Origin of the sequence: Desulfobotulus alkaliphilus (assembly GCF_007830435.1) — a bacterium.
GTDB lineage: Bacteria > Desulfobacterota > Desulfobacteria > Desulfobacterales > ASO4-4 > Desulfobotulus > Desulfobotulus alkaliphilus.
On the sequence record NZ_VLLC01000013.1, the window covers coordinates 63,464 to 88,917 of the forward strand.

The following is a 25,454-nucleotide window of genomic DNA, read 5'->3' on the forward strand; positions in this document are numbered from 1 at the left end:
TCTTTAATATGAAAGATACGGTGTGTGAGGATATGGTCAGGCACACACCGTTTTTTTTACATTCTTCATAAGGAAATTGGCATGGCAGTTTTACGCAATAGGACGGAAAAAGCGATTCACTGGCTTTTTTTGGGTATTGCCACGGTTTCCATCGGTATTCTTGTTTTGATTATGTTTTTTTTGTTTCAAGAGGGTCTGCCTATTTTCAAGACTGTTACGTTGCAGGAGTTTGTCATGGGTCATTACTGGTACCCGACGGATGATCCTGCGGACTTTGGCATCTTTCCCCTCATTGTCGCCTCCCTTTTCGTGACACTGCTTTCCGCTGTGATTTCCATTCCGCTGGGGGTGATGACGGCGGTTTATCTTTCGGAAATTGCATCCAGAAAGATTGCGGAGCTGGTAAAACCCGTTGTGGAGCTTCTGGCCGCCCTTCCCAGTGTGGTCATTGGTTTTTTCGGTATGGTGCTGGTGGGGCCTTTTCTCCAGAAAACATTTGGTATTCCAATTGGTCTGAATCTATTCAATGCTGGTCTGATGCTGGCTTTCATGTCTATTCCCACCATCTGTTCCATTGCCGAAGACGCCCTGTATTCCGTTCCAAATTCCTTAAGGGAAGCCTCCCTTGCCCTGGGGGCTACAGAGCTGGAAACCATCGTCAAGGTGATTGTTCCTGCAGGGCTTTCTGGAATATGTACGGCCATTATTCTGGGGATGAGCCGGGCCATTGGTGAAACCATGGTGGTTCTCATGGTGGCGGGCGGGGCTGCCATGCTTCCGGGATCCATTTTTGATCCCGTTCGGCCCATGCCCGCAAGTATTGCAGCGGAAATGGCCGAGGCTCCCTTCAGGGGGGAACACTACCATGCCCTTTTTGCCATTGGTATCGTACTTTTTCTTTTTACCTTGGCCTTTAACCTGGTGGCGGATCAAATTGCGCAGCGTTACAGGCAGAGCGGGGAGGCTTCATTATGAAAGATTCGTCCGAAGAGTCCCTTTCTGGTGAAAATGGGCGGATAACAGGGATTTTTGATAAAGGCGCTGGCCTTAATGTAAGACGCAGAATTCAGACACTGTGGTTCACATTATTCCGGGGTGCAGCCCTGGTCAATGGCTTTGCCCTCGGCCTTATCCTTTTTTTCATGCTTTCCCGGGGTTGGCAGGCCATTTCATGGGAGTTTCTCACCCAGCCTCCCAGGGACTCAATGACAGCGGGGGGAATTCTCCCCTGTATCATCGGTACCCTTGGCTTGGCTCTGGGGGCCATTGCCGTGGCACTGCCCATTGGCGTGGCCTCGGCCGTCTATCTCAATGAGTATGCCAGTTCAGGGAAAATCACACGCATCATCCGTCTGGGTATCAGCAACCTTGCAGGTGTTCCTTCGGTGGTTTTCGGGCTTTTTGGTCTGGCTTTCTTCTGTATTATCCTGGGTATGGGAGTAAGTCTTGCCGCAGGTGCCCTTACTCTGGGTGCCATGACACTGCCCGTGATCATTGGTGCCACGGAAGAAGCCCTGAAATCCGTTCCCGATACCTACAGGGAAGCCTCACTGGGGCTTGGGGCCACAAGGTGGCAGACCATCTGGCGGGTGGTTCTGCCTTCTGCGCTGCCGGGCATACTCACGGGAGCCATCCTTGGGATCAGCCGGGCAGCAGGCGAGACGGCACCCATCATGTTCACGGCAGCGGTTTTCTTTACACCGAAGATTCCTTCTTCCATTATGGATGAGGTAATGGCCCTGCCCTATCATATCTATGTTCTGGCAACGGCTGGTACCAGCATCGAACAGACCCGTCCCCTGCAGTATGGAACGGCCTTGGTGCTCATTGCCCTTGTGCTGGGCATGAACCTTGTGGCGATTATTTACCGTTCGAAGCTGCGTAAAAAAATGCGTTGAGAATGAAGGCAATAGTTTTTTACAGGTATGGTGAGATAAAGGGTGGGCCATGGAAAAAAAATGGAAAATGCAGGCAAAGGGTCTGAATTTTTACTACGGTAATTTTCAGGCACTTTACGATATTGAGCTGGGATTCAGGGAGAGGGATGTGACGGCGCTGATCGGCCCCTCGGGCTGTGGAAAAAGTACCTTCCTGCGTTGTCTGAACCGGATGAATGACCTGATTCCCATCAGTCGGGTAGAGGGAGAAGTTTTGCTGGATGACAAAAATATTTATGCCCCTTCCGTGGATGTGGTCCGTATCCGGAGGAGAATCGGCATGGTTTTCCAGAAACCCAACCCCTTCCCAAAAACGATTTTTGAGAATGTGGCTTACGGACTGCGGGTGAATGGGGTCCGGGATAAAAATATCATTGCAGGTCAGGTGGAAAAAAGCCTTCGTCAGGCAGCCCTCTGGGAAGAAGTGAAGGACAGACTCCATGAGTCTGCTCTGGGAATGAGCGGCGGTCAGCAGCAGCGTCTTTGCATTGCAAGGGCCCTTGCGGTGGAGCCGGAAGTGCTGCTCATGGATGAACCTGCCTCTGCCCTGGATCCTCTGGCAACCCAGAAAATCGAAGAGCTGATCCATGAGCTGAAAAGATTTTACTCCATCATCATTGTGACCCACAATATGCAGCAGGCGGCCCGGGTATCCGATACAACGGCTTTTTTTTACATGGGCCGTATTATTGAGGTGGGTGAGACGGATACAATTTTTACCAATCCGAAGAACAGACAAACCGAAGAATATATCACCGGCCGTTTTGGCTGATGGGAAAAGGGGTTGTACATGGGTTTATTTCTGCATCATGAACTGGAGCGGCTGAAAAAAAATCTTCTCTCCTTAGGAACCATGGTAGAAGACCGGGTACATACGGTCTGTTCCGCCATGGCTGCCATGGATTCTGAGATGGCCAGATTTGTTGTGGAGTCGGACCATGAAATCGATGATATGGAAGTGGAGATAGAAGAGGAATGCCTTAAGATCATCGCTTTGTATCAGCCCGTTGCCGTGGATCTGCGCTTTCTTGTCTGCGTGATTAAAATCAATAATGATCTGGAACGTATCGGAGATCTGGCCGTTAATATCGGCCGAAGGGTCATGACCATGGCTGCCAGAAGGGCCATGCCCTTTTACGATTATTCAGAAATGTCCGCCAAGGTGGGGCTGATGCTTAAAAAAAGTCTCGATGCCTTTGTTAACATGGATGCTTCCCTTGCCAATGCGGTGCGTGCCATGGATGATGAGGTGGATATCATGAATACGCAGGTGTATGGCCGGGTCAAGGAAAGGATTCGGGAAACCCCCGATGATGTTGCCTATCTGATCAATATGTTTCTGATTTCACGTCATCTGGAACGTATGGCGGATCATGCCACAAACATTGCCGAAGAGGTGATTTATGTGATTGAAGGGCAGATTGTCCGCCACAGCCAGATCAAAGCATGAAAGGGTTGCAATGGCAAAGGAACATATTCTTGTCGTGGATGATGAGGAGGATATCCTTGAACTCATCCGGTATCACCTGAGCCGTGAGGGCTATGGTGTACTGCTGGCGGGAAGTGGTGAGGAAGCCCTGCGGCTGGTGCGGGACCATTCTCCGGATCTGATGGTGCTGGATCTCATGCTTCCCGGTGTGGATGGCCTTGAAGTGACCCGCCGTATCCGCAGGCAGCCCGGAGATGCATCTCTGCCCATTGTCATGCTGACGGCCAAAGGGGAAGAGGCCGATGTGGTGGCGGGCCTTGAGCTGGGGGCGGATGATTATGTGACCAAGCCATTCAGTCCGAGGATTCTTCTGGCCAGAATCCGCTCCGTTCTCAGACGCAGAAAGCTGCTGGGCATGGAAAAGTCCCAGGAGGGGGAAAAACCCCTGGAAGCAGGTGGCCTTATCATCCATCCGGGTCGCCATGAGGTACTGGCAGATGGTGAACCTTTGTCTTTGACCTGGTCGGAATTTCAGATTCTTCATTTTCTTGCACGCCGTCCGGGCTGGGTGTTTACCAGAACCCAGATCGTGGATGCCATCCATGGTGATGATTATCCTGTGACGGACCGCAGCGTGGATGTGCAGATTGTCGGCCTGCGTAAAAAACTGGGGCCCCATGGAAAACGCATCGAAACGGTACGGGGTGTCGGCTATCGTTTCAGGGAGTAAGGGCATGATAAAAAAAAGAGCGCTTTTATGGCAGCTGTATCCCTCCTATTTTCTGATCATTCTTGTGGGACTTGTGGCGGTCAGCCTTTATTCCGCAGGAACCATGAAACAGTTTTTTATGGAAAATACCCAAAAAGAACTTGTTTCAAGGGCCCTGATCCTTAAACCAAAGATCCTTTCCCTGATAAAGGAAGGGAATTATAAGGAAGTTCAGCGCATATGCAAAGAGACAGGAGCGGCTTCTGAGACGCGTTTCACCGTGGTGCTGCCTTCGGGCCTTGTGGTGGGCGATACGGATGAAAATCCCATGGATATGGAAAATCACAGGGACAGGGTGGAGATTGTCAGGGCGGCTTCAGGCCTTACCGGGGTGGTTTCAAGGTATTCGGAAACGGTGAGCCAGTCCATGATGTATGTGGCCATTCCTTTGGAAAGCTCCGGAAATCTTAAGGCTGTTCTCAGGGCTGCCGTGCCGCTCACAGCCGTTGATGAGGCCGTTCTTGTCCTGCAGAAACGGATTTTTATCTGTGGTTTCCTTGTTCTTGTTCTTGCTGCTGGATTCTCATGGTTTTTGTCCAGAAAAATTGCAAACCCTTTGATTGCCCTGCGTGAAGGTGCCAATCGTTTTGCTTCGGGTGATCTTTCCCACAGGCTTTTTGTGCCCGATATTCAGGAGATGGCCGCCCTTTCAGATGCCATGAACCGGATGGCAGAGGATCTGGATCAGCGTATCCGTCTGGTGGTTCGCCAGCGCAACGAGCTGGAAGCCGTCCTTTCCAGTATGGAGGAAGGGGTGATTGCCCTGGATACTGAAGGGGCACTTTTACGCATGAATCAGGCCGCAGCCCGGATGTTTGGTGTGGATGCGGCGGCTTATCAGGGAAGAAATGTCCACGAGGTTGTAAGGAACCTTGAGGCTCTTCGTTTTGTGGACAAAGCCCTTGCCGCAGAGAGTTCCGTTGAAGCGGATATGGATCTTTATCAGTATGGGAAAAAGCTTGTCCATGCCCACAGCTCTCCTTTGAAGGATGCCGATGATCAGCGCATGGGAACCCTTTTTGTCATTCAGGATGTTACCCAGTTGCGCAGGCTGGAGCATATGCGTAAAGATTTTGTGGCCAATGTTTCCCATGAGCTGAAAACCCCCCTTACGGCAATTAAAGGGTTTGTGGAAACCTTAAGGGAGGATGGCAGCACCGATCCCGAAGAAGCCAAACGCTTCATGCATATCATAGACAGAAATGTGAACCGTCTGATTCTTCTGGTGGATGATCTTCTGAAATTATCCGCCATCGAGCAGGAGGCAGAAAACGAGGATCTCCTGCTGGAGGAAAAATCCCTTAAAGATGTACTTTCTGCGGCGGTTCAGCTCTGTACGCCAAGGATGGAGGAAAAGGGCATTGAGGGGGGGGGGGACTGTCCCGAAAGCCTCAAGGCAAGGATGGATTCCCATCTTATGGAACATGCATTCGTCAATCTTCTGGACAATGCCCTTAAATATTCTTCCGATCAGGCAAGGGTCCATATCCATGCTGAAGAGAAGGATGCTTTTATATCCATTGCCTTTGCAGACAGCGGTCCGGGGATTCCTGAAGAGCATCTGCCCCGGCTTTTTGAGCGTTTTTACCGTGTTGACAAGGCCAGAACCCGCAGGCTTGGAGGAACCGGTCTGGGGCTTGCCATTGTAAAACATATCATGAATGCCCACGGTGGCAGGGTGGAGGTGCGCAGCCGTCCTGGGGAGGGAAGTGTTTTTACGCTTTTTCTGCCCCTTTAGAAACTTGTATTCTCCGCCCATTGGGATATGATAGCCCTTTGTATGCCCTGAAGGCAGGGCGGAGAAAACAGACAGTTTCTGACTCAAACAGGCGGGGCCGTGTCCCATGGATCTTCAAGAGCTGAAGGAAAAATTTCAGAGTAAAGCCGTAGCGGATTTAAAAGACATCAATCTGGTTTTGAAGGCCACACCTTTTCTGGTGCGTGAGGTGATACGCCTGGAAGAGAGCCTTGCGGAATCGGAGCGGAGGGTTCAGCACCTTGCCGGTATGCTGAGGCGGAGTCCGCCGACCCACAGAACCGGGAAAAAAGATCTGGCTGCCTGGAAAATCTGGTTGGATGAAAGAAAAAATCGATTGTATATCCAGCTTTTCGGTAAGGTGGAAAAAAATTCCGGAAAACTCATATCCAATGCCATTTTATCGGTCATGGAGAATCTGCATCCGGGTTTCACAGTGGTTGTGGATCTGCGGAAAATGATTTCTGATCTGGACTCAAGGGCCCGTTTTTATTTCCGCAAGACCGCCTATGCCTTCACCCAGATGCAGGCAGACCCCATTGTGCGGGTGATGGAAGATTCCCAGTCCATGCGGTTTCTTTTTGAGGATATGGCAAAATGCCCCGGCCCCCAGTCGGATGCGGATGTGCACAGGGTCAAAACCCTTGAGGAGGCGGATCGGCTTCTGGATAATCTGGGACGTCACCTGCGTTCTTAGGATGGATTTCAGGAATTTTTAATACAGGAGTACGGTTTTGAATCCTCTGATGGCAGCGGAAAGGGTTCTGGCGGGTAAAGGCATCGCCAATGATTTTTTTTTGTGGTTGCTTGGTGCAGACAGGGCCGATATGGCAGAGATTCTGGCGGGGTCGGATCGAATCCGCCGTTTTTTTTTCGGCAGGGGGGTGCGGCTCTGCGCCATCTGCAACGGCAAATCCGGCAGGTGCTCCGAGGATTGCTCCTTCTGCTCCCAGTCGGTTCATGCCCGCAGTGATATTGAAATATACCCCCTCCGGACAGAAGAAAAGCTGCGGGAAGAGGCGGCTATGGCTGCGGATTTCCCTCTGGATCGCTACAGCATTGTGACCAGTGGAAGGGGCATGGAAGGATCTGAGCTGGATACCCTCATCCGGGCCTATGAATCTTTTCCCCGCAACAGGGTTGCCTACTGTGCTTCTCTGGGTATTCTGCCGGAATCTGCACTGAAACGCTTTAAGGATGCAGGTGTGACCCGTTATCACCACAATCTTGAAACGGCAGCCTCCCTTTTTCCTTCCATATGCAGCACCCACAGCTATGAAGAGCGCCTGGAAACCCTGGCTGCGGCAAAAAGGGCAGGCCTTGAACTCTGCTGCGGGGGTATTTTCGGTCTGGGAGAAAAGGATGAACAGATCCTGGAGTTTGCAGAAACCCTGAAGGCCCTTGGGGTGGATGCCATACCCATGAATTTTCTGGTGCCCATTGCGGGAACCGGCACAGAGAGCTATCCTTTGCTCAGCCCCCTGCGCTGCCTGAAGATACTGGCCGCTTTTCGTTTTTTCATGCCCGATACACCACTGATTGTCTGCGGGGGCAGGCAGCAGAGTTTCGCTTCCCTGGAGGCCCTTATTTTTTCTGCCGGAGCTACGGGGCTTATGACGGGAAACTACCTGACCACACCGGGAAAAGCCGTGGAAAGGGATCTGGCCATGCTGGAGGATGGGGGCTGGGAGCTTGTGCAGGGGGGGGGAAACGGGTAATCCTCTTTGCCGGAAAAACAGGTACAGACATTCAAAGGAGGTGGAAAATGAGCATTGAACGTGTGGTCATGGCCTTTGCCGGAACAATGATTCTGCTTTCCCTGATGCTTTCATGGCTTCATTCCGGATGGTGGCTTCTTTTTACTGTTTTTGTGGGGGCCAACCTCCTGCAGGCCGCCTTTACGGGTTTCTGCCCCCTTGCCATTGTTCTGGGTAAACTGGGCATGAAGCCGGGAACGGCCTTTGAAAAAAGGTAACGTCTGAGTAACTTCAAAAGTTACTTTATGACAAAACACCGCAACACGGCGTGGGTTGCTGTTCAGCACAATTTTCAAAGTATCACGGCTGCCAGATAGATGCACAGGCACCCAATCTATTTGCCCGTGACGCAATCCGGCACTCAAGCTGAAAAACCCAAGCACTTTACTGGAGCAAAAAAGCTTATGGATCTTGAGTGCCGGATTCGGGAACTTCTTGCCCTGTGCGGAAGCGGCAAAAACTCGCCGCCACAGGCAGGATGGGTTTTTTTATTACCATAGCAGGCCTTGGTACGCTGCCTTTGTGGCGGCTCAGACAGTTTGCCGCTTTTATAGCACTCCGGCACTCAAGCTTGCAAAAGCCCATTTTTTCATCGCAGGCTTTGGGTTTTTGGCTTGAGTGCCGGACAAAGTTCTGATCCGAAACGATTGCAACGTCACTTGCAAATAGCCAGGGTGCCTTGCAGCAGTACGAAGCTGCTGCAATTACAGCCTTGGAATTTCATAATAAATGGTGCTGAACAGTTTTTTCCATGAAAGCTTAGCCTGCAGTCCCACAAATCGCCTGCACAAGGCCCGGTATGGTGTATTCAATGGCTTCCGTATCCACATGGAAGCCAAGCTCCCTTGCGGTATCCGAAGTGATGGGACCGATGGAAGCCACCTTAAGTTTCTGTATAAGGTTTTTAAAGTGTTCATCCGGAATGAGGCTTCTGAAATTTTTTACGGTGGATGAGCTTGTAAAGGTGACCATATCCGCTCCTTCCTTTTCAAGGAGAGCGATGAGTTCTTCCGCCTGATCCGTAACGGGCAGGGTGACATAGGCCGTGACCTCATCCAGATGGGCACCCATTTCCCTCAGGCTGTCCGGCAGTACGCTCCGGGCTTCGGCGGCTCTGGGCAGCAGTACCCTGACTCCGGACATCTTTTCCTTTCGGAAGGCATCCACCACGGATTCCGCACGGTAGTTTTCCGGAAGAATGTCACAGCGGATACCATAATCCAGCAGTCTTTCGGCGGTTACAGGGCCGATGCAGGCGGTTTTTACCCGGTGCAGGGCCCGCACATCGAGGCCTCTGTCAAAGAGTCTTTTGAAAAAATGCTTCACTCCGTTTACACTGGTAAAAACCAGCCAGTCATATTCTCCCAGTCTGTCAATGGCTGCATCCATGTCCGACATATCCAGAGGCGGCACCACCCGTATGGTGGGCATTTCAATGCAGTGGGCTCCCAGTTGGGTGAGCCTGCCAAGAAGGTCGCTGGCCTGTTCCCTGGCACGGGTGACCAGAATACGCCTGCCAAGCAGGGGGCGCTCCCTTTCAAACCATGCAAGGGTGCTGCGCAGTTCCACCACTTCGCCCACCACAATGATGGCCGGTGCCTTCAGGCCTGCCCTGCGGACTTCCTCTTCAATGGTGGCGAGGGTGCCGGTTACGGTCTGCTGCTGGCTGGTGCTGCCCCATCGAATCAGGGCCACGGGAGTTTCAGGGTTTCTGCCGTATTTCAGAAGCTGGCCTGTGATGAGGGGGAGATTTTTCACCCCCATATAGAAGACCAGAGTGCCGATCCCCCGGCTCAGGGCTTCCCAGTCAATGCGGGAGTCTTCCTTGGTGGGGTCTTCATGGCCCGTGACAAAGGCAAGGGTTGCGGTCATTTTTCTGTGGGTGAGGGGAATACCCGCATAGGCAGAGGCAGCAATGCCCGCTGTGACTCCGGGTACGATTTCAAAGGGAATACCTTCCGCCTTGAGAACTTCCGCTTCTTCTCCCCCCCTTCCGAAGATAAAGGGATCGCCTCCCTTGAGCCGGACCACGGTACGGCCCGTGCGGGCCTTGTCCACAATGAGCTGGTTGATACCTTCCTGGGAAAGGGTATGGTCCCCGCCCTTTTTGCCCACATAAATGCATTCTGCATCCGGAGCAGCAAGGGCGAGGAGGGCCGGAGCGGCCAGATAATCATAGATGATCACTCCGGCACGGGTCATGCAATCCCTGCCTTTGAGGGTAAAAAGGCCGGGATCTCCGGGACCTGCGCCAACGAGATAAACTTTTCCGGGTTCCATGGGTATTCCTTGTATGATATCTGTGTACTCAATTTTGATTGTAGCTGTTCGGCACAATTTTCCAAGTACCATACCTGGAAGATAGATGTACAGGCACCCAAGCTGTTTGCCCGTGACGCAATCCGGCACTCAAGCTGAAAAGCTCAAGCCCTTTACGGGAACAAAAGTGCTTCAAGGATCTTGAGTGCCGGATTCGGGAGCTTCTTGCCCTGTGCGGAAGCGGCAAAAACTCCCCGCCACAGGCAGGATACGCTTTTTGATTACCATGGCAGGCTTCAGTACGCTGCCTTTGTGGCGACTCAGACAGTTTGCCGCTTCTTATTAGCACTCCGGCACTCAAGCCTGAAAAAGCTATATTATTTGCATCATAGGCTTTGGGTTTATGGCTTGAGTGCCAGACAAAGCTCTGATCCGAAACGATTGCAATGTCACTTGCAAACAGCCAGGGCACCTTGCAATAGTACGGAACTGCGCTAACTATATTGTTGTAATTTTGGAATAAACTGTGCTGAACAATTACTTTTGATTTACATTTGACAGCCTGCGCCTCACACCCCGCATCCCGCACAGCTTGAGGCGGAGCATCCGCTGCAGCCGGAAGTACCTGCGCTGCTTGTGACCGTGGTTTCCCCACCGGCACCTGTGCCTTTGCTTATAAAGCCGCAGGCCGACATGAGCCGCTGTACATTTTCTCCGTTGCAGAAGGGACAGCCGGGAACCTCATCCCGTTTCAGGACTAAAGATTCAAAGTTTTTTTCACAGGATTTGCAGTGGTATTCATAGATGGGCATAGGGCCTCCTTCTTCATTTTTATAAAATTCATGCCAAGGTACGATTTTTCAGTTAAGTCCGTTTTCTTCTTCCCGGCTCAGTTTCTGTCCGTTTTTTCTGGCCATCAAGAGAAGGCTGCGGGCTTCTTCATTTCTGTTCTGGCGTATCCGTATTCTGGCAAGGCGCAGGGCAAAAAGACCGTTATCCGGCTCTATGGCAAGGGCCTCCTCGCAGAATGTGGCGGCTATGTCAGGATTTTCCCCTTTAAGATCAAAGCAGGCCCCAAGGCCGGAAAGCACTGCTGCATCCCTTGGCATGCGTCGCAGGGCCTGACGGAAGAGATGAAAGGCCTTTTCCGTTTCTCTGGTTCTGAAACAGGCTTCCGCCAGAAACTTCAGCACAGGACCGTTTTCCGGTTTAATGGTCCGGGCCTTTTCCAGAAAGGGCAGGGCTGCTTCCGGGTCTTCAAGGGCCACGAGACTTTTGCCTAAGTGAAAGGCACTTTCAAAGCTGTCCGGAGACAGGCACAAGGCCTTTTCAAAGCAGTCCTTTGCCCTTTGTTTTTCCCCCTGCATCTCATGGATCAGTCCCTCGTTGTAAACGGGCATGGCTTCCTTTGGGTCGGCGGCATGGCTGCGGCGGAAAGCGTTGAGGGCCCTTTCGTAATTTTGAATGACACCGAAGCATACCCCAAGGCTGTTGAGCACATTGGCATTTTCAGGGTCAAGGCGCAGGGCAGCCTCATATTCTTCTATGGCTTCATCCATGCGTCCTTCCTGATAGGCTTCGTCTCCGGAAATGTTCAGGGTGACGGCATCAAAGCTTGCCAGGGAATCCGGACCCAGAAGCAGGCTGTGGGTCAGGGTTTTCCTGCTGTATTCCAGAGCCCTTGCTGCGGTAAAGCCATCAAGGGGGTAGGTAAAAATCCCCGCATTCATTGCTGTTTCGGGGCCTGTTTTCAGTTTGTGGAAGATTTTTTCAGCTTCTTCGGGACCTTTGTCCTGCAAAAGAAGGAAAAAGATGTTGTTCTCCTGGGTAATATGCAGCCTGTCCTGCTGCTCTTTTCCAAGATCGCTAAGGGTTTTTTCCATGTCCCCGGACAGGGTTTCCACCTGCAGGCTCAGGATTGTAAATGGGGGGCAGGACTCCTGAGTGAAAAGAACGCTCAGGGATTCCGGGGATGGAAAGTGCGGGCCATCGGGAAGGGGTGCAGGAGCTTCCTGGGGCCGGGAGCAGGGCAATGCAGGATCTGGACTTCCATTGCACCGGAGAAAAGGATCCGGGCATTCCCCTTGCAGGGCGGAACTGGCCTTCATGGCTTCTCCTTTTTAATACAGGGAAGAAGGGGTTCTGGGCAAAAAAGGGTGGAAAAAGCCGTAACAATGATGTCTTCCTCCCCCTGTTGCAGGGTTCGCACATCCATGAGAAAGGCATCACTTTCCACCCGGCCGATGATGGGGGGCTGGAAATTCCGGAACTGACGTTCCATGGATGCGGCGGAAACATCCCGGCTTTTTATGCTTATGCAGCGGCTGGGCAGGTCCTGGGTGGGCAGGGAGCCGCCTCCGGCTCTCGCCGTGCTGGGCAGAACTTCCATATCAAAGCCCTGCAGCCCCAGTGCCATGAGTTTTTTATGGAGTGTGGTCGCCTTTTCCGTGCAGAGGCTTTCATCCATGGTCAGCATGCGCAGGGTGGGGATGCTGGCCATGGCTTTTTCAGGATCCCGGTAAAGGCGCAGGGTGCCTTCCAGGGCGGCAAGGGTGAGCTTGTCGATGCGCAGGGCGCGGGTCAGGGGATTGCTGCGGATTTTTTCTATCCATTCTTTTCTGCCCACAATGATACCGGCCTGGGGGCCTCCGAGCAGCTTGTCTCCGCTGAAGGTAACGATGTCGGCACCGGCCTTCAGGGATTCCTGTACCGTGGGTTCTTTTGAAAGGCCAAAGGGTGAGAAGTCCACGAATGTGCCGGAGCCAAGGTCATCCATGACAGGGATGCCGTGTTTTCTGCCCAGAGTTGCGAGCTGATCCATGCTTACGGAGGCGGTAAAGCCCATGATCTGGAAATTGCTGGTGTGTACTTTAAGGAGCAGGCCCGTATTTTCTCCGATGGCTTCTTCGTAGTCTTTCAGGTGCGTCCGGTTGGTGGTGCCCACTTCCTTCAGGATGGCACCGCTTTTGGCCATGACATCGGGAATGCGGAAGGAGCCGCCGATTTCCACCAGCTCCCCTCTGGATACAATGGCTTCCCTGCCTTTGGTCAGGGTATCCAGACAGAGAAGAACCGCCGCAGCATTGTTGTTGACCACCATGGCGGCTTCTGCTCCGGTGATTTCCGTGAGCAGGGAGGATACGGCTGTGTAACGCAGTCCCCTTTTACCGCTTTCAAGGCTGAACTCCAGATTGCTGTAATGGCTGGCAACGGCCATGATTCTTTCAAGGGCTTCTCCGGCAAGGAGGGATCTGCCGAGATTGGTGTGTACCACAACACCTGTGGCATTGATGGTGCGCTGGAGGTTGGGGCTGACTGCCCTCTCCAGTTTCTCTGTGATCCGGGGTATCAGGATGGCAGCAGCCAGATCCTTTGCATCCTGAATCCGGTTTTCAAGGACGTCTCTGCGTTTTTCTTCCAGCACTTCCCGGATGATGCGGGCTTTGAGACTGTGGGGGGCATCCGTCCATTCTTTAAGGGTTTCCATTTCCAGAAGAAGGGTGTCCACTCCCGGAAGATGCCTGAGAAGTTGCTGGGTGGCCATGGATTTTTCGTACACTTTCTTTTATTTCTTCGAAATTCAGGTTTTTTTGAAAAGGACCGTTTCCGGTTGCATACTGAAAACATCCATGGGCAGCCGGTCAATGAAATTTTCAAAATCCGAAGGCCCCATGCCGAGTACGGCAAGGCGGTCTGCAATACTGCCTCTGCTGGATTCCGGAAAAACACCGGACTGAAAGCGGGACATGATGAGGTCCGCAGCATGGACAATATAGGCCAGTTTGTCTCCGGCCTTTCCGTCTTCGGGTCTGTGGTGATGCCGGATGGCATGGATGAGGTTTTCCGGGAAGGCCCATTTCAGACCTAGTTTGGCCCCCACTTCACAGTGATCCACACCAAGAATCCGTTTTTCCACTTCGAGAATCCGGTGGTTCTCCTTTTTCATGCCCCTGTAAAAGAGGGGGCAGGCGGAGGTGATGTGCTGGTCCAGCACCACCATGCCGATATCATGGAGCAGACCCGCAGTATAGGCGGTGGCCCTGTGGGCAGCCCCCGTATGGGCGGCAAGCTGATCGGCCACGATGGCCGTGCCCATGGCATGGTGAAAAAGGCCTCCCTTGCACAGGGAATATACGGAATCACTCTGTCTGTAAAAGGTTTTAAGGGCAGACGAGATAATGGATTTAATGAGGGTGTCCTGCCCCAGCAGAATCAGGGCGTCGTCGATGGAGGCCACCTGATTGCGGCCTGAATACAGGGCGGCATTGCACATGCGCAGGGTCTGGGCGGTAATTACCTGATCCTTACGGACTTCTGCGGCAATGGCCTTGAAATCCGCTTCTTCCGATGTCACCATGCGCAGGATTTTTAAGGCAACCTGAGGGATGGGCTTGAGTCCTGTGACACTGGCTGCAATGGCATCCGCCGAAGGGGCCGTATAGTGGAAGGCCTCTTCCGGATCCCGCAGCAGGCCGGACGGGCAGATGCGGTTTTTACCGGTGTTCAGATCCAGCTCCAGGGTACAGGTGAAAAAGCCACCGGTTTCCGAAGCACTGACGGGGATATTGTATCTTTTCAGAAGCTCGTGTACCTTTTCTGCGGTCCGGCCACCGATATCCAAGGCCATATCCTGTTCACTCACAGGGCCCACAAGGGCACCACCGGCAACGGTGGCGCGCATGTTATCCGGATGGGCTCCCTTTTCAATGAGGGCTTTGAGGAAGGCAGGGACACCGGTACTGGCATATTTTCCGGGGTGTGTATCCGATGCACCGGATACGGGTTCGGGCAAAAGGATATGCAGAAGGCCACCCATGCCTGCCACGCTATCATAGACAGAGACGCCCACACAGGTGCCCAGCAGGGCTTTCAGGATCAGGGGCTGTCTGTCTGCGGCAACCATGAACTGGCCAGATGCCACATAGTGAATATTGGATTCCATAGATACTCCCGGTTTTTCTGGTATATACCAGAGTATTGTAAAACATTCTTCCATAGCATTTCAGTGACTTTGGATTCAAGTATGATTCCACTAAAAAGATGCATCCCTGATCACCCCCCTTTATTTCATGGTGGAATCTCTGGTTATGTTCTTTGATTTTATTTGTAAAAATATTATTTTTCAGGAGATTGTGTGGATACTTCATTTTCAAAACATCTGATTTTTGCGCTGGATTATCCGGATTTTGCATCGGCGGCTCCCATTCTGCCCCTCCTTGCGGGCAGGGTGGGGGTGGTGAAGATCGGGCTGGAGTTGTTTCTCGGGGAAGGCCCTGACATTGTTCCAAGAATCCGGGATAAAAGTGATGCGGAGGTTTTTTTGGATTTAAAACTCCATGATATTCCTGCAACCGTGGAAAGAAGTGTGAGAAACCTTAAAAAACTGGGGGTGGATTATCTTACCCTGCATACGGCGGGCGGACGGGAGATGCTGTCTAAGGCTGCGGATGCCGCAGGGGGCAGCATGAAGCTTCTGGGGGTTACCGTACTCACCAGCAGCGGGCTTTCCACCCTGAAGGAGACGGGGCTGGAGCTGAAAGACGACGCGGCCATGGAGGATCTGGTTAAAATACGGGCTGTCCTTGCCATGGAATCCGGGCTTTCCGGCGTGATATGTTCAGGCCATGAAGCCGCAGGGGTGAAGGAGAGGTGCGGGGCCGGGTTTCTTGCGGTGACACCGGGAATCCGTCCGGCATGGAGCCTTGGGAGGGGTGATGACCAGAAGCGGGTCATGACACCGGAACGGGCCCTTGCTGCGGGTGCGGACATGCTGGTGATCGGAAGACCCATCCGGGATGCGTCGGACCCCGGATGGGCAGCAGATCAGATTCTTAAGGAAATGGCAGGCGGAAAAGGGCCAGAATAAAAAGCAGTACGCCCAGAATCAGGGCAAAGCGGAGCTGGTCCGGGGTGAAGGCCTTCATTGTTTTCAACTGAGCTTTTCTTCGGGCCTGTCCAGACCGAAGGTCGTGTGGAGGGCACGCACGGCCAGTTCCGTGTATTTTTCTTCTATGATGCAGGAAATGCGGATTTCAGACGTGCTGATCATGATCATATTGATGTTTTCCTCACACATGGCGGCAAACATTTTTGAGGCCACGCCGGAGTGATTTTTCATGCCCACGCCAATGACGGAAACCTTGGCGATGTTGGGATCAGCCATAACCTCTTCCGCACCGATTTCTTCGGCCACCTTTTTACTGATTTCGAGGGCGTCCCGGATATCCGTCTTGGGAACGGTAAAGGTAAAGTCTGTGATATTGCCGGACCGGGTATTCTGGATGATCATGTCCACGAGGATACCGGCCTCGGCAATGGGGTTTAAGATTCTGAAGGCAATCCCCGGACGGTCGGGTACGCCCTTGAGGGTAATTCTTGCCTCATTCTTGTTGCAGGTAACGCCGGAGACCACCAGGCGTTCCATATCCGCATCTTCCTGCATGACCATGGTTCCCTCCTCATCCTTGAAGGATGACCTTACGTGTACGGGTACGTTGTATTTTTTTGCAAATTCCACGGACCGGATCTGCAGCACCTTGGCGCCGAGGCTGGCCATTTCCAGCATTTCATCGTAGCTGACCCTGGAGAGTTTCCGGGCTTTTTTGCAGATATTGGGGTCTGTGGTATAGACACCGTCCACATCCGTATAAATTTCACAGGTGTCTGCCTTGAGTGCTGCGGCAATGGCCACGGCGGAGGTATCGGAACCGCCCCGGCCCAAGGTGGTGATGTTGCCTTCGGCATCGCTGCCCTGAAAGCCTGCCACAATGACAATCTGCCCGTCATCGAGGAGCCTGCGGATGCGGGAGGCTCCGATATTGAGGATGCGGGCCGCACCGCAGGAGCAGTCCGTGACCACCTCCGCCTGAAATCCCAGCAGGGATGTGGCCTGATATCCCATGCATTTTAAAATCATGGCCAGCAGGGCTACGGTGGTCTGTTCCCCTGTGGCCAGAAGAACATCCATCTCCCGTTTATCCGGTCGTTCGCAGGCCTCCTCGGCCATGGCAATCAGTCTGTCCGTGGTGCCGGACATGGCGGAAAGTACCACCACCACCTTGTCTCCGGCATCATAGGTTCTGGCAACCCTGCGGGCGACATTGCGTATGCGGTCAATGTCGCCGACGGAAGTGCCTCCGTACTTCTGTACGATCAGTCCCATGACAAAACCCCTCCTCCGAGGCCTAAAAAAAATATCCGTATAAGCCGGATACGCAGGTAAAAAACCTGTTGCTGAAAGGGTGGTAAAGCCCAAAAAAAGCCTTTTCCTTTTATGACCATAAGGAGAGGCTTTTCATCAGGTATCCTTATCCGATTTTATACCGGATGGCTGTCTTGTTGCCAGCTCCTTAGCAGATCCTGAAAATGAAGTCCAGAGGCCTGTGCACGGATAGTGCGTTCACTTTCCCCATGAATTTCAATGTGGATTTCCAGATCAAAGATTTCCATACCTTCCATGCGTTCAGCCCATTCCACCACGGTGACGGCTTCCGAGGCCATGAGTTCATAAAGACCGATGTCAAAAACCTCATCGCTGTGGGAAAGGCGGTAGAGGTCCGCATGGTGCAGGGGCAGCCGGGCGTCATAGGAATGGATCAGGGCATAGGAGGGGCTTGTGACATAGCTGCCTTCGGCCACGCCAAGGCCCGAGGCAAGGCCCTGAACAAAGTGGGTTTTCCCGGCTCCCAGATCACCGGAAAGGGCGATGCGGCAGGGGCTGTGAATCCGCAGGCCCAGGCTTTCAGCAAGTCTGAAGCTTTCTTCCGGAGAGCGGCTTTGCCGTGTGATACTCAGGATTTCCATGCTGATCCTGTTGTGATTGATTTAAAAATTTCCGGAAGGACTGCAGCCACTTCCGATGGGAGATACCCTTGGGGGCCCTGTTTTTCCGCCAGATGATCCGCTGCCATACCGTGTAAAAAAGCCCCAAGGGGGGCTGCCGTATCTGCGGGTTTTCCCTGGGCCATGAGTCCTGCAATAATGCCGCACAGCACATCACCGGAGCCGCCCGTGGCCATGCCGGGGTTTCCCTCGGTGATAATGCGGCAGAGGCCTTGGGGCGTTGCAGTTATGGTAGCCGCACCCTTGAGCAGAAGGTGGCAGTCCTTTTCCATGGCAAAATCTCTGGCGGCACGGATACGGTCTTCCTGCACGGCCTGAACGGACATGCCGCAGAGCCTTGCCATTTCACCGGGATGGGGGGTGAGCACGCAGGCTTCTTTTTTACAAGAGAGCAGATCCATGAGATCCCCATGCTGGGCCAGCAGGTTCAGGGCGTCCGCATCCAGTACAAGGGGCAGGGGGCTTTCCAGAAGGATGCGGAGCATGGCTGCAGCTGTTTTTCCCGTGCCCATACCCGGTCCTGCGGCGGCAAGGCTTTTTCCTGCAAGCAAGGGCAAGAGGTTTTCTGTCGCTTGACTGGAAAAGCCTTTGCCATCGCCCTTAAGGCCCTGCACCATGATTTCCGGGAGTATTCCCGGAAGGGGCAGGCTGGTTTCCGGCACGGCAAGGCTTATGAGGCCGCAGCCGGACCGGAGGGCGCCTGTGGCGGCAAGTACGGCGGCTCCCCTTGTGGCAGGGGCTCCGGCCACAAGGAGGAGATGGCCAAAATGTCCCTTGTGGCTGGCGGCGGATCGCTTCGGAAGCTGCGCCGCAGCCCATTTCTTTGTCACCTGTTCCACTCTGGGGGGATATTTTTGGCTGATGACTTCGGGTATGCCGATGTCCACCACATGGATTTTTCCGCTGTGGCTGCGGCCCGGTTCCAGAAGAAGGCCGGGTTTGGCAAATCCGAAGGTGATGGTATGGCTGGCCTTCAGGGCCTTTCCCTGTATGGCTCCCGTATCCGCATGGATGCCGGAAGGAATGTCCAGACTCACCACGGCTCCGCCGGATTCTTTTACCCTTTCCATGAGTCCGGCATAAAAACCCTGTACGGGGCGATCCAGCCCGATGCCGAAAAGGGCATCCACAAAGAGATCTGCCCGAAAAAGTGCCTGCTCAGGGCCTTTCAGGGCAGCAGCATCTTCTGCCATAAAAACCCTGCCACCGGCCTTTTCATAAAGGGTCTTGTTGATGCGGCTTTCGGGACTGAGTTTTTCTGGTGGGCCCGCCAGCAGCACATGGATGTCCCAGCCCCAGCCCAGAAGGTAACGGGCGGCCACCCATCCGTCCCCCCCATTGTTGCCTGTGCCGCAGAGAACCAGAACAGATTTTTTTCTTAAGGGGAAGTTGTCAGAGATGATGCGTGCAGACTCCCGGCCTGCGGTTTCCATCAGGATACGGCCGGGAAGTCCGAAGTTTTCCATGGTGTCTTTGTCCATGGCAGCCATGGATGCCGCTGTTGCCAGAGGCCGCATGGCCTAAAGTTCCCGGATCAGCTCAGCCATGCGGCGGACGGCATTTTCCATGCCCACAAGGGCTGCATGGGATACAATGCTGTGGCCGATACTGAACTCGTCAATTTCGTGAACCCCTTTGAAGGCCTGAATGGAACGGTAGCAGATGCCGTGGCCCGCATTGACGCCAAGGCCGATTTCCTTGCCCCTGCGGGCGGCCATCAGAAGGGCTTCAAAGGCCTTTGCCTTTTCTCTGGTGTCTGTGGTTTCGCAGAAGCTTCCCGTATGCAGTTCCACATACCGGGCGCCCACGGCTTTGGAGGCTTCGATCTGGGCCATGTCCGGATCCACAAATAGACAGGTGGGAATCCCCGCACTTTTTAAGGTTTCTATGGCATTGGTGACGGAAGCCCTATGGGCCAGCACATCCAGCCCGCCTTCGGTGGTAACTTCTTCCCTGCGTTCCGGCACAAGGGTCACAAGGTCAGGAAGGACTTCCAGGGCAAATTCCAGCATTTCAGATGTGGCGGCCATTTCAAGGATCAGCCGGGTCTGCACCGTATCCCTGAGGATGCGCACGTCCCTTTCCTTGATATGCCGCCGGTCTTCCCGCAGATGCACCACAATGGCATCGGCACCGGCAAGTTCAGCGATAACGGCTGCGGCCACGGGGTCCGGGTAATTGGTTTTCCGGGCTTCCCTGAGGGTGGCAATGTGATCCACATTTACGGCGAGTCTGGGCATGGGAACCTCCTTGGGTTTTTAAGGATCAGGGGTCAAGCCATCCTGCAAGCTGGTCATTGTTTTCCAGCATGCGAACCAGTTCGGTGCTCTTTTTTTCCATCTCGGCTTCTGCATCCGGGCCTTTTTCATGGTCAAAGCCCACAAGGTGGAGAATGCCGTGTACCATCAGTTGGGTGATGCGGATATCCGGGTTCATTTCCCACTCTCTGGCTTCCTTCAGGGCTGTTTCCGTGGAAATCACCACATCCCCGAGAAGATCGGGGTTGATTTCGGAAAATTCTCCCTCGTGCATGGCAAAGGCCAGAACATTGGTGCTTTTATCCACATTTCTGTATTCGAGGTTGATCTCCCGCATGGCTTCATCATCCACAAAGAGAAGGGAGAGTTCTGCCTCAGGATATCCCAAGGCGCTTAAGATGCGCATCGCCTTTTCCGTCAGGATCTCTTCGTTGAGCATCATCAGATTCTGGGAGTTGTCGATCTGTATGGGCATGTTTTTTCTTCTGTCCTCCAGGGGCGGCACTTTCCGCATATTCAATGCGGTGGTGGTAGATACCCGTAAGAATTTTATTGAAGCTCCGGGCAATTCTGTGCAGGTCTTTTAAGGTGATGTCGCATTCATCCAGCTGGGAGTCTGAAAAGATATTGTTGATCATTTTCTGCACCAGCCCCTGTATGCGGGCAGCTGTGGGATTTTCCAGGGTGCGGGAAGCCGCTTCCACCACATCGGCCATCATGACAATGGCCGCCTCCCGGCTCTGGGGTCTGGGGCCGGGGTAGCGGTAGTCATCGGCATTGATATTGTCTGCCTCTCCCTTTTGGGCCTTGGCCTTTTCATAGAAAAATTTGATGAGGCTGCGACCATGGTGCTGGGCAATGATATCCGTAATGGCTTCCCCCAGTTTGTGCTTTTTGGCCATGGAGATGCCATCACGGACATGGGTGATAAGGATGAGGGCGGACATGGAAGGGGCCAGTTTGTCGTGGCTGTTTTTTCCACCACCTTGATTTTCTATGAAGTAAAGGGGTTTTGAGAGTTTTCCGATGTCGTGGTAATACCCGCCCACCCTTGCCAGCAGGGAATTGGCACCGATTTCCGAAGCGGCCGCTTCAGCCAGGGTTCCCACTATCATGGCGTGGTTGTAGGTTCCCGGTGCTTCCAGCATGAGCCGTCTGAGCAGGGGCTGGTCCGGGTTGGCCAGCTCTAAAAGCTTGATGTCCGTGGTGTAGTCAAAGAGAATTTCCAGAAGGGGAGCCATGCCCGCCGTCAGGATTCCCGAAAGCATACCGCCGGTAAAGGCAAAGATCAGGGTCCAGGCCATGAGGGGCGGGGAGAAGCTTTCCATCTGCAGAAAGAGTCCCATGGCCAGGGCCATCTGAAAGAGGCCCAGTTTCCAGCCGGCCTTGACAAAGACCTTGCGTTCCCTGCAGTCCTGCATCCAGTAGGCGCCCATGGCGCCGCTGAGGATGAAGAAGAAGGCAAGGGGCAGATCCGCCTTCAGGATAATGGCCACAAGGCTGCCCATGATCAGGGCAAAGGGCAGGCCCTGGGCCATGGAGAAGAAGAGGCAGACCAGCATGGCGGCACCGGCTACGGGCAGGGCCATGAGCAGAGGTGCAGGCGTGGCAAAGGTGCCTGCCTCACTGATCATGGGAAGGATAAGGATGTGAAATCCCTTGGACATGGCCAGCACAGCGATGAGTACGGTACTGAGAAAAAAGATGTTTTTGTTGGGATTGCGGGTCTGGGACAGGGGGCGCCGGAAACAGAGGCAGTATCCGGTCAGAAGAATGAAAAGGCTCAGAAGAAGGCTGCCGGAATTGCTGCGGAAGATATCCTGGGTCCGGATCTGGGAAGCCAGGGCGTCCAGCTTGATTTTATGCAGATCCGTCACCCTTTCTCCTTCCCGAAGGAGCATTTCTTCTGCCTTGATCTGGTAGAGAACCGGCTTGACAAGGCTTGTGGCTTCCTGCATGCGCTTCTGGGTTTCGCTGCGGTTCAGGGTGATGTTGGGCCGGATGAGCCGCTGGCTGAGGTCCACAATGAGGTTGATATGGTTGTAGTGCATCCCCCGCAGCAGGGGTTCGCCCACAATGCGGACCATGGTCCGGGCCTGATCAGGTCCGTAAAAGCGGCGCAGGTTGGTTTCCGTGGTTTCCTTCTCAGAATCCAGGGTTCTCAGGGTTATGCCCCTGTCCTGATCTTCCAGCAGAATGTTTTTATTGGCAACCACGCCGTTTTCAAAGATGGCCCTGAGGATTTCTGTTATTTTATCTTCTATGCCCTGGGAAAAATTTTCCCTTTCCAGCAGCCGGAAGGCCCCGTCACTGACGGGAATTCCCAGCAGATTCTCAAAACGGGGTTTGGCAGCCCATATTTTCTGGGAACGGATGTTTTCCGGCGGTGTGGGCGTGATGCCTTCCACGGGAAGGGGCAGGGGCTCTTCCAGAATGCTGCGCATTTCCTGAAAACCGGACTGCACCCCGCTGATGGTCCTGCTCCCCATCGTTGCATCAAGATCATACACCGTGAGTACGGAGGCTGCGGCCAGCTGGCGGCTGGTTTCCGTGGCCTCACTGTTTTCAATGATGAAGTCTCTGGGAGCCTTGATGCTCCTTGGTGCCACGTCCCCGGCTTCCAGATTGTAGTAAAGGGAAGGCATGCCGGGGATCAGCATCAGGGCAAGGGAGGCCATAATCAAAGAAAGCATACCCAGCCGGACACCGTTATGGGTTCCGAGAAAACGGGCCACAGCCTTTTTCCGTTGGGAAAGATTTGTCATGGTAACTGCGGCCGGAGTTCCTCCATGCCGTTCTCCTTTGCCTGAAGTTTTTCATAGGCATTGATGATGCGCCGGACGATGTGATGGCGCACCACATCCTTCTGATCGAAAAAGGTAAAGGCAATCCCTTCTATGTCCTGGAGGATGTCCACGGCCTGAAGCAGCCCGGATTTTTTTTTGCTGGGCAGGTCTATCTGGGTGACATCTCCCGTCACAATGGTTTTTGAATTGAAACCAATGCGGGTAAGAAACATCTTCATCTGTTCCGTTGTGGTGTTCTGGGCCTCATCCAGAATGATGAAGGCATCGTTTAAGGTCCGGCCCCTCATGAAGGCCAGGGGGGCCACCTCAATGACTCCCTGCTGGATAAAACCTTCGGCCTTTTCAAACTTCATCATATCATGCAATGCATCATAAAGGGGACGAAGGTAGGGGTCAATCTTTTCTGCAAGATCTCCGGGAAGAAAACCTAGGGATTCCCCGGCTTCCACGGCGGGACGGGTCAGGATGATGCGGTTTACCTCGCCCCGGCTGAGGGCTGCCACGGCCATGGCCATGGCCAGATAGGTTTTTCCCGTGCCCGCAGGACCGATGCCAAACACAATATCATGATTGCGGATGGCTTCGATGTAGCTTTTCTGGTTGGGATTTTTGGGTGTGATGCAGCGTTTGTTTGCAGTAACGTAGATGGTGTCCAGAAAGATCTCCTTGAGGTTCACCTTATCGTTGGCCTGAATGGCCTGTACTGCATAGTCGATGTCATTGGGGTATACGGGGTAGCCCTTGCGCAGCAGGCCGTAGAGCTGGTCCAGAACCTTTCTTGCAAGCTGGACCTGGGAGGTTTCCCCTTCCATGAGAAGCTGATCTCCCCTGGAATGGAGGGAGATGGCAAGGCTTGAGGCAATGCGGTGGAGGTTTCTGTTCTGCTCGCCAAAGAGCTGGCGTGCAAGCATGGGGTCATCAAAGGCATGGTTTGCCTGAATGCTGTTTTTTTTCTGGTTTTTCATACCTGTTCGGCGGAGTGCGCCGTCCTGTGTTGACGTATGCCGGCCTTAAGAAAGCACGCAGCCCCAGTCCCCTTAAGATTCTTTTTTGGGGGGGTGGGGCAGGGGTATCCGGCGGTCCGGCCAGATCCATCCTTTCGGACAGATCTTCATAGCATATTCTATTTTCCAAAGGCAAACATCAGAATCGGTGAAAGAAGTTCCGTTTTATTGACGCCATGGGGGGGATCTGTTACGGAAAATCCTGCAAATTCTCTTTGTCGTATCCGTACCGTTCCATTTTCCTCTCCCCTGAAAGGAATACTTTTTATGAATCCGCTGGATATCGCCATACTCTGTATTGTGGGCTTCTGCCTGATCCGTGGTATTTTCCGGGGCCTGATCCGGGAGGTTTCTTCCATTATCGGCGTACTGGCGGGGTTTTATGCGGCCTATACCTACTACCCCATGCTGACGGAAATGATCTCCCGCTGGTTTGCGGACCTTGAACTGGCAAAAATGCTGGCCTTTCTTGCGATTTTTCTGGGCATCTTTATACTGGTTGCCCTCTTGGGCTCTTTGATCCGCATGGTCCTTTCCGTTGTATTTCTGGGCTGGGTGGATCGTCTGGCCGGGGGCGGTTTCGGTTTTGTAAAGGGCGTTCTTATTGTTTCTGTGGTTCTGGTGGCACTGGCATCCTTTCTGCCAAAGGAAAACAGCCTCTTGCCGGAATCCCGCCTTGCCCCCAATGTTCTTGTGGTATCCGAGGGGCTGGCCGCACTTGTGCCTGAGGATATGAAAAAACAGTTCTATGAAAAGGCGGGTTCCTTGAAAAAAGTCTGGCAGGAAAGGGAAAAAAAGACGTTTTGAAAACAAATGAACCTGAAATGAATCCGGAACTTTATAGTACGGCTTCCCTGTGGAAAATTCTCGAGCGTCTGCGTGGTGAGGGGGGCTGCCCCTGGGATAAAAAGCAGACCCCTGAGTCCATGGTGAAATATTTTCTGGATGAAGGCTATGAGCTGGCCGATGCCGTTTTAGAAAACCGGGCCGATGCTGTATGTGAGGAGCTGGGGGATGTGCTTTTTCAGCTTCTTTTTATAATTTTTTTGTATCAGGAAAAGGGGCTTTTTTCTTTTTCCGATGTGACCCATCGCATAGAAGCCAAGCTGATCCGCCGTCATCCCCATGTTTTTGGTTCGGAAAAGCTGGACACTGTTTCCGATGTGGCAAGGCGCTGGGAAGAAATTAAATCGGAAGAAAAGGCAGGGGATGAAAAGAAATCCCTGCTCTCAGGGATTCCCCGCAGCCAGCCGGCCCTGTCCCTTGCCATGGCGGTTTCACGGAAGGTGGCGGCCTGTGGTTTTGACTGGGATGAAGAGTCCGCTGTCTGGGAGAAGGTCAATGAGGAAATGGCTGAATTTAAGGATGCGGTGCATAAAAATTCCAGGCAGGAAACAGCCATGGAATTCGGGGACCTTCTTTTTTCTCTGGTGAATGTGGCAAGATTTCGAAAGATTGATCCGGAAGAAGCCCTGCGGGAGATGGTGGCAAAATTTTCCCGTCGTTTCCAGCATATGGAAGCTGTCCTCGCAGAAGCAGGCAAAGAGCCCGCTTCTGTGGGGCAGGAAGCGCTGGAATTTTTGTGGCAGGATGCAAAAAGGATGGAATAAAACAGGTTGAAATAAAAAAGGAAAGC

Annotated in this window: 24 protein-coding genes; 12 read left to right on the forward strand and 12 right to left on the reverse strand. The window is 53.2% G+C overall.

What is annotated here, in order from left to right; genetic code table 11:
- Window positions 1-81 precede the first annotated feature (81 nt).
- The 9 genes from pstC to LZ24_RS09520 all read left to right on the forward strand — a co-directional run bounded on the left by pstC (window position 82) and on the right by LZ24_RS09520 (window position 7,866).
- A complete protein-coding gene (gene pstC, locus LZ24_RS09480) occupies window positions 82-975 on the forward strand; it encodes a phosphate ABC transporter permease subunit PstC (RefSeq protein WP_144684878.1) in 894 nt (297 codons plus the stop codon).
- Window positions 972-1,898 carry a phosphate ABC transporter permease PstA gene (pstA, locus tag LZ24_RS09485; protein WP_144684880.1) on the forward strand — a complete coding sequence of 309 codons (927 nt, stop codon included), beginning with the start codon at window positions 972-974 and terminating at the stop codon, window positions 1,896-1,898. The genes pstC and pstA overlap by 4 nt, the downstream gene beginning before the upstream one ends.
- 49 nt (window positions 1,899-1,947) lie before the next feature.
- Window positions 1,948-2,709 (forward strand): phosphate ABC transporter ATP-binding protein PstB, encoded by a 762-nt coding sequence (pstB, locus tag LZ24_RS09490; RefSeq protein WP_144684882.1) that lies wholly within the window; start codon window positions 1,948-1,950, stop codon window positions 2,707-2,709.
- An 18-nt stretch (window positions 2,710-2,727) separates the two neighbouring features.
- Window positions 2,728-3,387: a phosphate signaling complex protein PhoU gene (gene phoU / locus LZ24_RS09495; protein WP_144684884.1), complete on the forward strand. Its 660-nt coding sequence runs from the start codon at window positions 2,728-2,730 to the stop codon at window positions 3,385-3,387.
- 10 nt (window positions 3,388-3,397) lie between these two features.
- Window positions 3,398-4,096 carry a response regulator gene (locus tag LZ24_RS09500; protein ID WP_144684886.1) on the forward strand — a complete coding sequence of 233 codons (699 nt, stop codon included), beginning with the start codon at window positions 3,398-3,400 and terminating at the stop codon, window positions 4,094-4,096.
- 4 nt (window positions 4,097-4,100) lie between these two features.
- A complete protein-coding gene (locus tag LZ24_RS09505; protein WP_186443038.1) occupies window positions 4,101-5,873 on the forward strand; it encodes a sensor histidine kinase in 1,773 nt (590 codons plus the stop codon).
- Window positions 5,874-5,979: 106 nt separating this feature from the next.
- Window positions 5,980-6,588 carry a hypothetical protein gene (locus LZ24_RS09510; RefSeq protein ID WP_144684890.1) on the forward strand — a complete coding sequence of 203 codons (609 nt, stop codon included), beginning with the start codon at window positions 5,980-5,982 and terminating at the stop codon, window positions 6,586-6,588.
- Window positions 6,589-6,625: 37 nt separating this feature from the next.
- On the forward strand, window positions 6,626-7,609 hold the full coding sequence (gene bioB, locus LZ24_RS09515) for a biotin synthase BioB (protein ID WP_144684892.1): 984 nt from the start codon (window positions 6,626-6,628) through the stop codon (window positions 7,607-7,609).
- 47 nt (window positions 7,610-7,656) lie between these two features.
- Window positions 7,657-7,866: a YgaP family membrane protein gene (locus LZ24_RS09520; RefSeq protein ID WP_144684894.1), complete on the forward strand. Its 210-nt coding sequence runs from the start codon at window positions 7,657-7,659 to the stop codon at window positions 7,864-7,866.
- Window positions 7,867-8,407: 541 nt separating this feature from the next.
- Here the strand turns inward: LZ24_RS09520 and cobA are convergent.
- From cobA to LZ24_RS09545, 5 genes are all read right to left on the reverse strand, one after another.
- Entirely contained in the window at window positions 8,408-9,928 is a 1,521-nt protein-coding gene (gene cobA, locus LZ24_RS09525) for a uroporphyrinogen-III C-methyltransferase (protein WP_144684896.1), read from the reverse strand.
- Between the two features lie 548 nt (window positions 9,929-10,476).
- Window positions 10,477-10,719 (reverse strand): FmdB family zinc ribbon protein, encoded by a 243-nt coding sequence (locus tag LZ24_RS09530; protein WP_144684898.1) that lies wholly within the window; start codon window positions 10,717-10,719, stop codon window positions 10,477-10,479.
- Between the two features lie 48 nt (window positions 10,720-10,767).
- Window positions 10,768-12,015 (reverse strand): tetratricopeptide repeat protein, encoded by a 1,248-nt coding sequence (locus LZ24_RS09535; RefSeq protein WP_144684900.1) that lies wholly within the window; start codon window positions 12,013-12,015, stop codon window positions 10,768-10,770.
- Window positions 12,012-13,466, reverse strand: coding sequence for an L-seryl-tRNA(Sec) selenium transferase (selA, locus tag LZ24_RS09540; RefSeq protein WP_246118571.1), 1,455 nt, complete (start codon window positions 13,464-13,466; stop codon window positions 12,012-12,014). Before selA ends, LZ24_RS09535 begins: the two co-directional genes overlap by 4 nt.
- A gap of 21 nt (window positions 13,467-13,487) precedes the next feature.
- Complete coding sequence (locus tag LZ24_RS09545; protein ID WP_186443039.1) at window positions 13,488-14,849, reverse strand: HDOD domain-containing protein; 1,362 nt, start codon at window positions 14,847-14,849, stop codon at window positions 13,488-13,490.
- A 192-nt stretch (window positions 14,850-15,041) separates the two neighbouring features.
- On the opposite strand from LZ24_RS09545, the gene pyrF reads away from it, so the two are divergent.
- Complete coding sequence (pyrF, locus tag LZ24_RS09550) at window positions 15,042-15,773, forward strand: orotidine-5'-phosphate decarboxylase (protein ID WP_144684903.1); 732 nt, start codon at window positions 15,042-15,044, stop codon at window positions 15,771-15,773.
- A gap of 63 nt (window positions 15,774-15,836) precedes the next feature.
- On the opposite strand, the gene LZ24_RS09555 is transcribed toward pyrF, so the two are convergent.
- The 7 genes from LZ24_RS09555 to LZ24_RS09585 all read right to left on the reverse strand — a co-directional run bounded on the left by LZ24_RS09555 (window position 15,837) and on the right by LZ24_RS09585 (window position 23,779).
- Window positions 15,837-17,069 carry an aspartate kinase gene (locus LZ24_RS09555; protein WP_144684905.1) on the reverse strand — a complete coding sequence of 411 codons (1,233 nt, stop codon included), beginning with the start codon at window positions 17,067-17,069 and terminating at the stop codon, window positions 15,837-15,839.
- 155 nt (window positions 17,070-17,224) lie between these two features.
- Window positions 17,225-17,710 (reverse strand): tRNA (adenosine(37)-N6)-threonylcarbamoyltransferase complex ATPase subunit type 1 TsaE, encoded by a 486-nt coding sequence (tsaE, locus tag LZ24_RS09560; RefSeq protein WP_144684907.1) that lies wholly within the window; start codon window positions 17,708-17,710, stop codon window positions 17,225-17,227.
- A complete protein-coding gene (locus LZ24_RS09565) occupies window positions 17,698-19,266 on the reverse strand; it encodes an NAD(P)H-hydrate dehydratase (protein ID WP_144684909.1) in 1,569 nt (522 codons plus the stop codon). The genes tsaE and LZ24_RS09565 overlap by 13 nt, the downstream gene beginning before the upstream one ends.
- 3 nt (window positions 19,267-19,269) lie before the next feature.
- Window positions 19,270-19,989 (reverse strand): pyridoxine 5'-phosphate synthase, encoded by a 720-nt coding sequence (locus LZ24_RS09570; protein ID WP_144684911.1) that lies wholly within the window; start codon window positions 19,987-19,989, stop codon window positions 19,270-19,272.
- Window positions 19,990-20,014: 25 nt separating this feature from the next.
- Window positions 20,015-20,413: an rRNA maturation RNase YbeY gene (gene ybeY, locus LZ24_RS09575; protein WP_246118572.1), complete on the reverse strand. Its 399-nt coding sequence runs from the start codon at window positions 20,411-20,413 to the stop codon at window positions 20,015-20,017.
- Complete coding sequence (locus LZ24_RS09580) at window positions 20,382-22,772, reverse strand: HD family phosphohydrolase (protein ID WP_144684913.1); 2,391 nt, start codon at window positions 22,770-22,772, stop codon at window positions 20,382-20,384. Before LZ24_RS09580 ends, ybeY begins: the two co-directional genes overlap by 32 nt.
- The gene (locus LZ24_RS09585; protein WP_144684914.1) at window positions 22,769-23,779 is read right to left on the reverse strand and encodes a PhoH family protein; all 1,011 of its coding nucleotides are present in this window, start codon (window positions 23,777-23,779) and stop codon (window positions 22,769-22,771) included. The genes LZ24_RS09580 and LZ24_RS09585 overlap by 4 nt, the downstream gene beginning before the upstream one ends.
- 306 nt (window positions 23,780-24,085) lie before the next feature.
- On the opposite strand from LZ24_RS09585, the gene LZ24_RS09590 reads away from it, so the two are divergent.
- The gene (locus tag LZ24_RS09590) at window positions 24,086-24,625 is read left to right on the forward strand and encodes a CvpA family protein (RefSeq protein WP_186443040.1); all 540 of its coding nucleotides are present in this window, start codon (window positions 24,086-24,088) and stop codon (window positions 24,623-24,625) included.
- A complete protein-coding gene (gene mazG / locus LZ24_RS09595; RefSeq protein ID WP_144684918.1) occupies window positions 24,622-25,428 on the forward strand; it encodes a nucleoside triphosphate pyrophosphohydrolase in 807 nt (268 codons plus the stop codon). Before LZ24_RS09590 ends, mazG begins: the two co-directional genes overlap by 4 nt.
- Window positions 25,429-25,454: the final 26 nt, after the last annotated feature.

Excerpts from the sequence above, each read along its gene's own strand:
- tsaE (WP_144684907.1), bottom strand. The coding sequence starts at position 17,710 with ATGGAAATCCTGAGTATCACACGGCAAAGCCGCTCTCCGGAAGAAAGC.
- LZ24_RS09535 (WP_144684900.1), bottom strand. The coding sequence starts at position 12,015 with ATGAAGGCCAGTTCCGCCCTGCAAGGGGAATGCCCGGATCCTTTTCTC.
- ybeY (WP_246118572.1), bottom strand. The coding sequence starts at position 20,413 with ATGCGCATCTTAAGCGCCTTGGGATATCCTGAGGCAGAACTCTCCCTT.
- LZ24_RS09520 (WP_144684894.1), top strand. The coding sequence starts at position 7,657 with ATGAGCATTGAACGTGTGGTCATGGCCTTTGCCGGAACAATGATTCTG.
- pstA (WP_144684880.1), top strand. The coding sequence starts at position 972 with ATGAAAGATTCGTCCGAAGAGTCCCTTTCTGGTGAAAATGGGCGGATA.
- LZ24_RS09545 (WP_186443039.1), bottom strand. The coding sequence starts at position 14,849 with ATGGAATCCAATATTCACTATGTGGCATCTGGCCAGTTCATGGTTGCC.
- LZ24_RS09580 (WP_144684913.1), bottom strand. The coding sequence starts at position 22,772 with ATGACAAATCTTTCCCAACGGAAAAAGGCTGTGGCCCGTTTTCTCGGA.
- LZ24_RS09510 (WP_144684890.1), top strand. The coding sequence starts at position 5,980 with ATGGATCTTCAAGAGCTGAAGGAAAAATTTCAGAGTAAAGCCGTAGCG.
- LZ24_RS09505 (WP_186443038.1), top strand. The coding sequence starts at position 4,101 with ATGATAAAAAAAAGAGCGCTTTTATGGCAGCTGTATCCCTCCTATTTT.
- LZ24_RS09500 (WP_144684886.1), top strand. The coding sequence starts at position 3,398 with ATGGCAAAGGAACATATTCTTGTCGTGGATGATGAGGAGGATATCCTT.
- pstB (WP_144684882.1), top strand. The coding sequence starts at position 1,948 with ATGGAAAAAAAATGGAAAATGCAGGCAAAGGGTCTGAATTTTTACTAC.
- cobA (WP_144684896.1), bottom strand. The coding sequence starts at position 9,928 with ATGGAACCCGGAAAAGTTTATCTCGTTGGCGCAGGTCCCGGAGATCCC.
- LZ24_RS09555 (WP_144684905.1), bottom strand. The coding sequence starts at position 17,069 with ATGGGACTGATCGTACAGAAGTACGGAGGCACTTCCGTCGGCGACATT.
- LZ24_RS09585 (WP_144684914.1), bottom strand. The coding sequence starts at position 23,779 with ATGAAAAACCAGAAAAAAAACAGCATTCAGGCAAACCATGCCTTTGAT.
- LZ24_RS09565 (WP_144684909.1), bottom strand. The coding sequence starts at position 19,266 with ATGCGGCCTCTGGCAACAGCGGCATCCATGGCTGCCATGGACAAAGAC.
- pstC (WP_144684878.1), top strand. The coding sequence starts at position 82 with ATGGCAGTTTTACGCAATAGGACGGAAAAAGCGATTCACTGGCTTTTT.
- LZ24_RS09530 (WP_144684898.1), bottom strand. The coding sequence starts at position 10,719 with ATGCCCATCTATGAATACCACTGCAAATCCTGTGAAAAAAACTTTGAA.
- LZ24_RS09590 (WP_186443040.1), top strand. The coding sequence starts at position 24,086 with ATGAATCCGCTGGATATCGCCATACTCTGTATTGTGGGCTTCTGCCTG.
- phoU (WP_144684884.1), top strand. The coding sequence starts at position 2,728 with ATGGGTTTATTTCTGCATCATGAACTGGAGCGGCTGAAAAAAAATCTT.
- LZ24_RS09570 (WP_144684911.1), bottom strand. The coding sequence starts at position 19,989 with ATGCCCAGACTCGCCGTAAATGTGGATCACATTGCCACCCTCAGGGAA.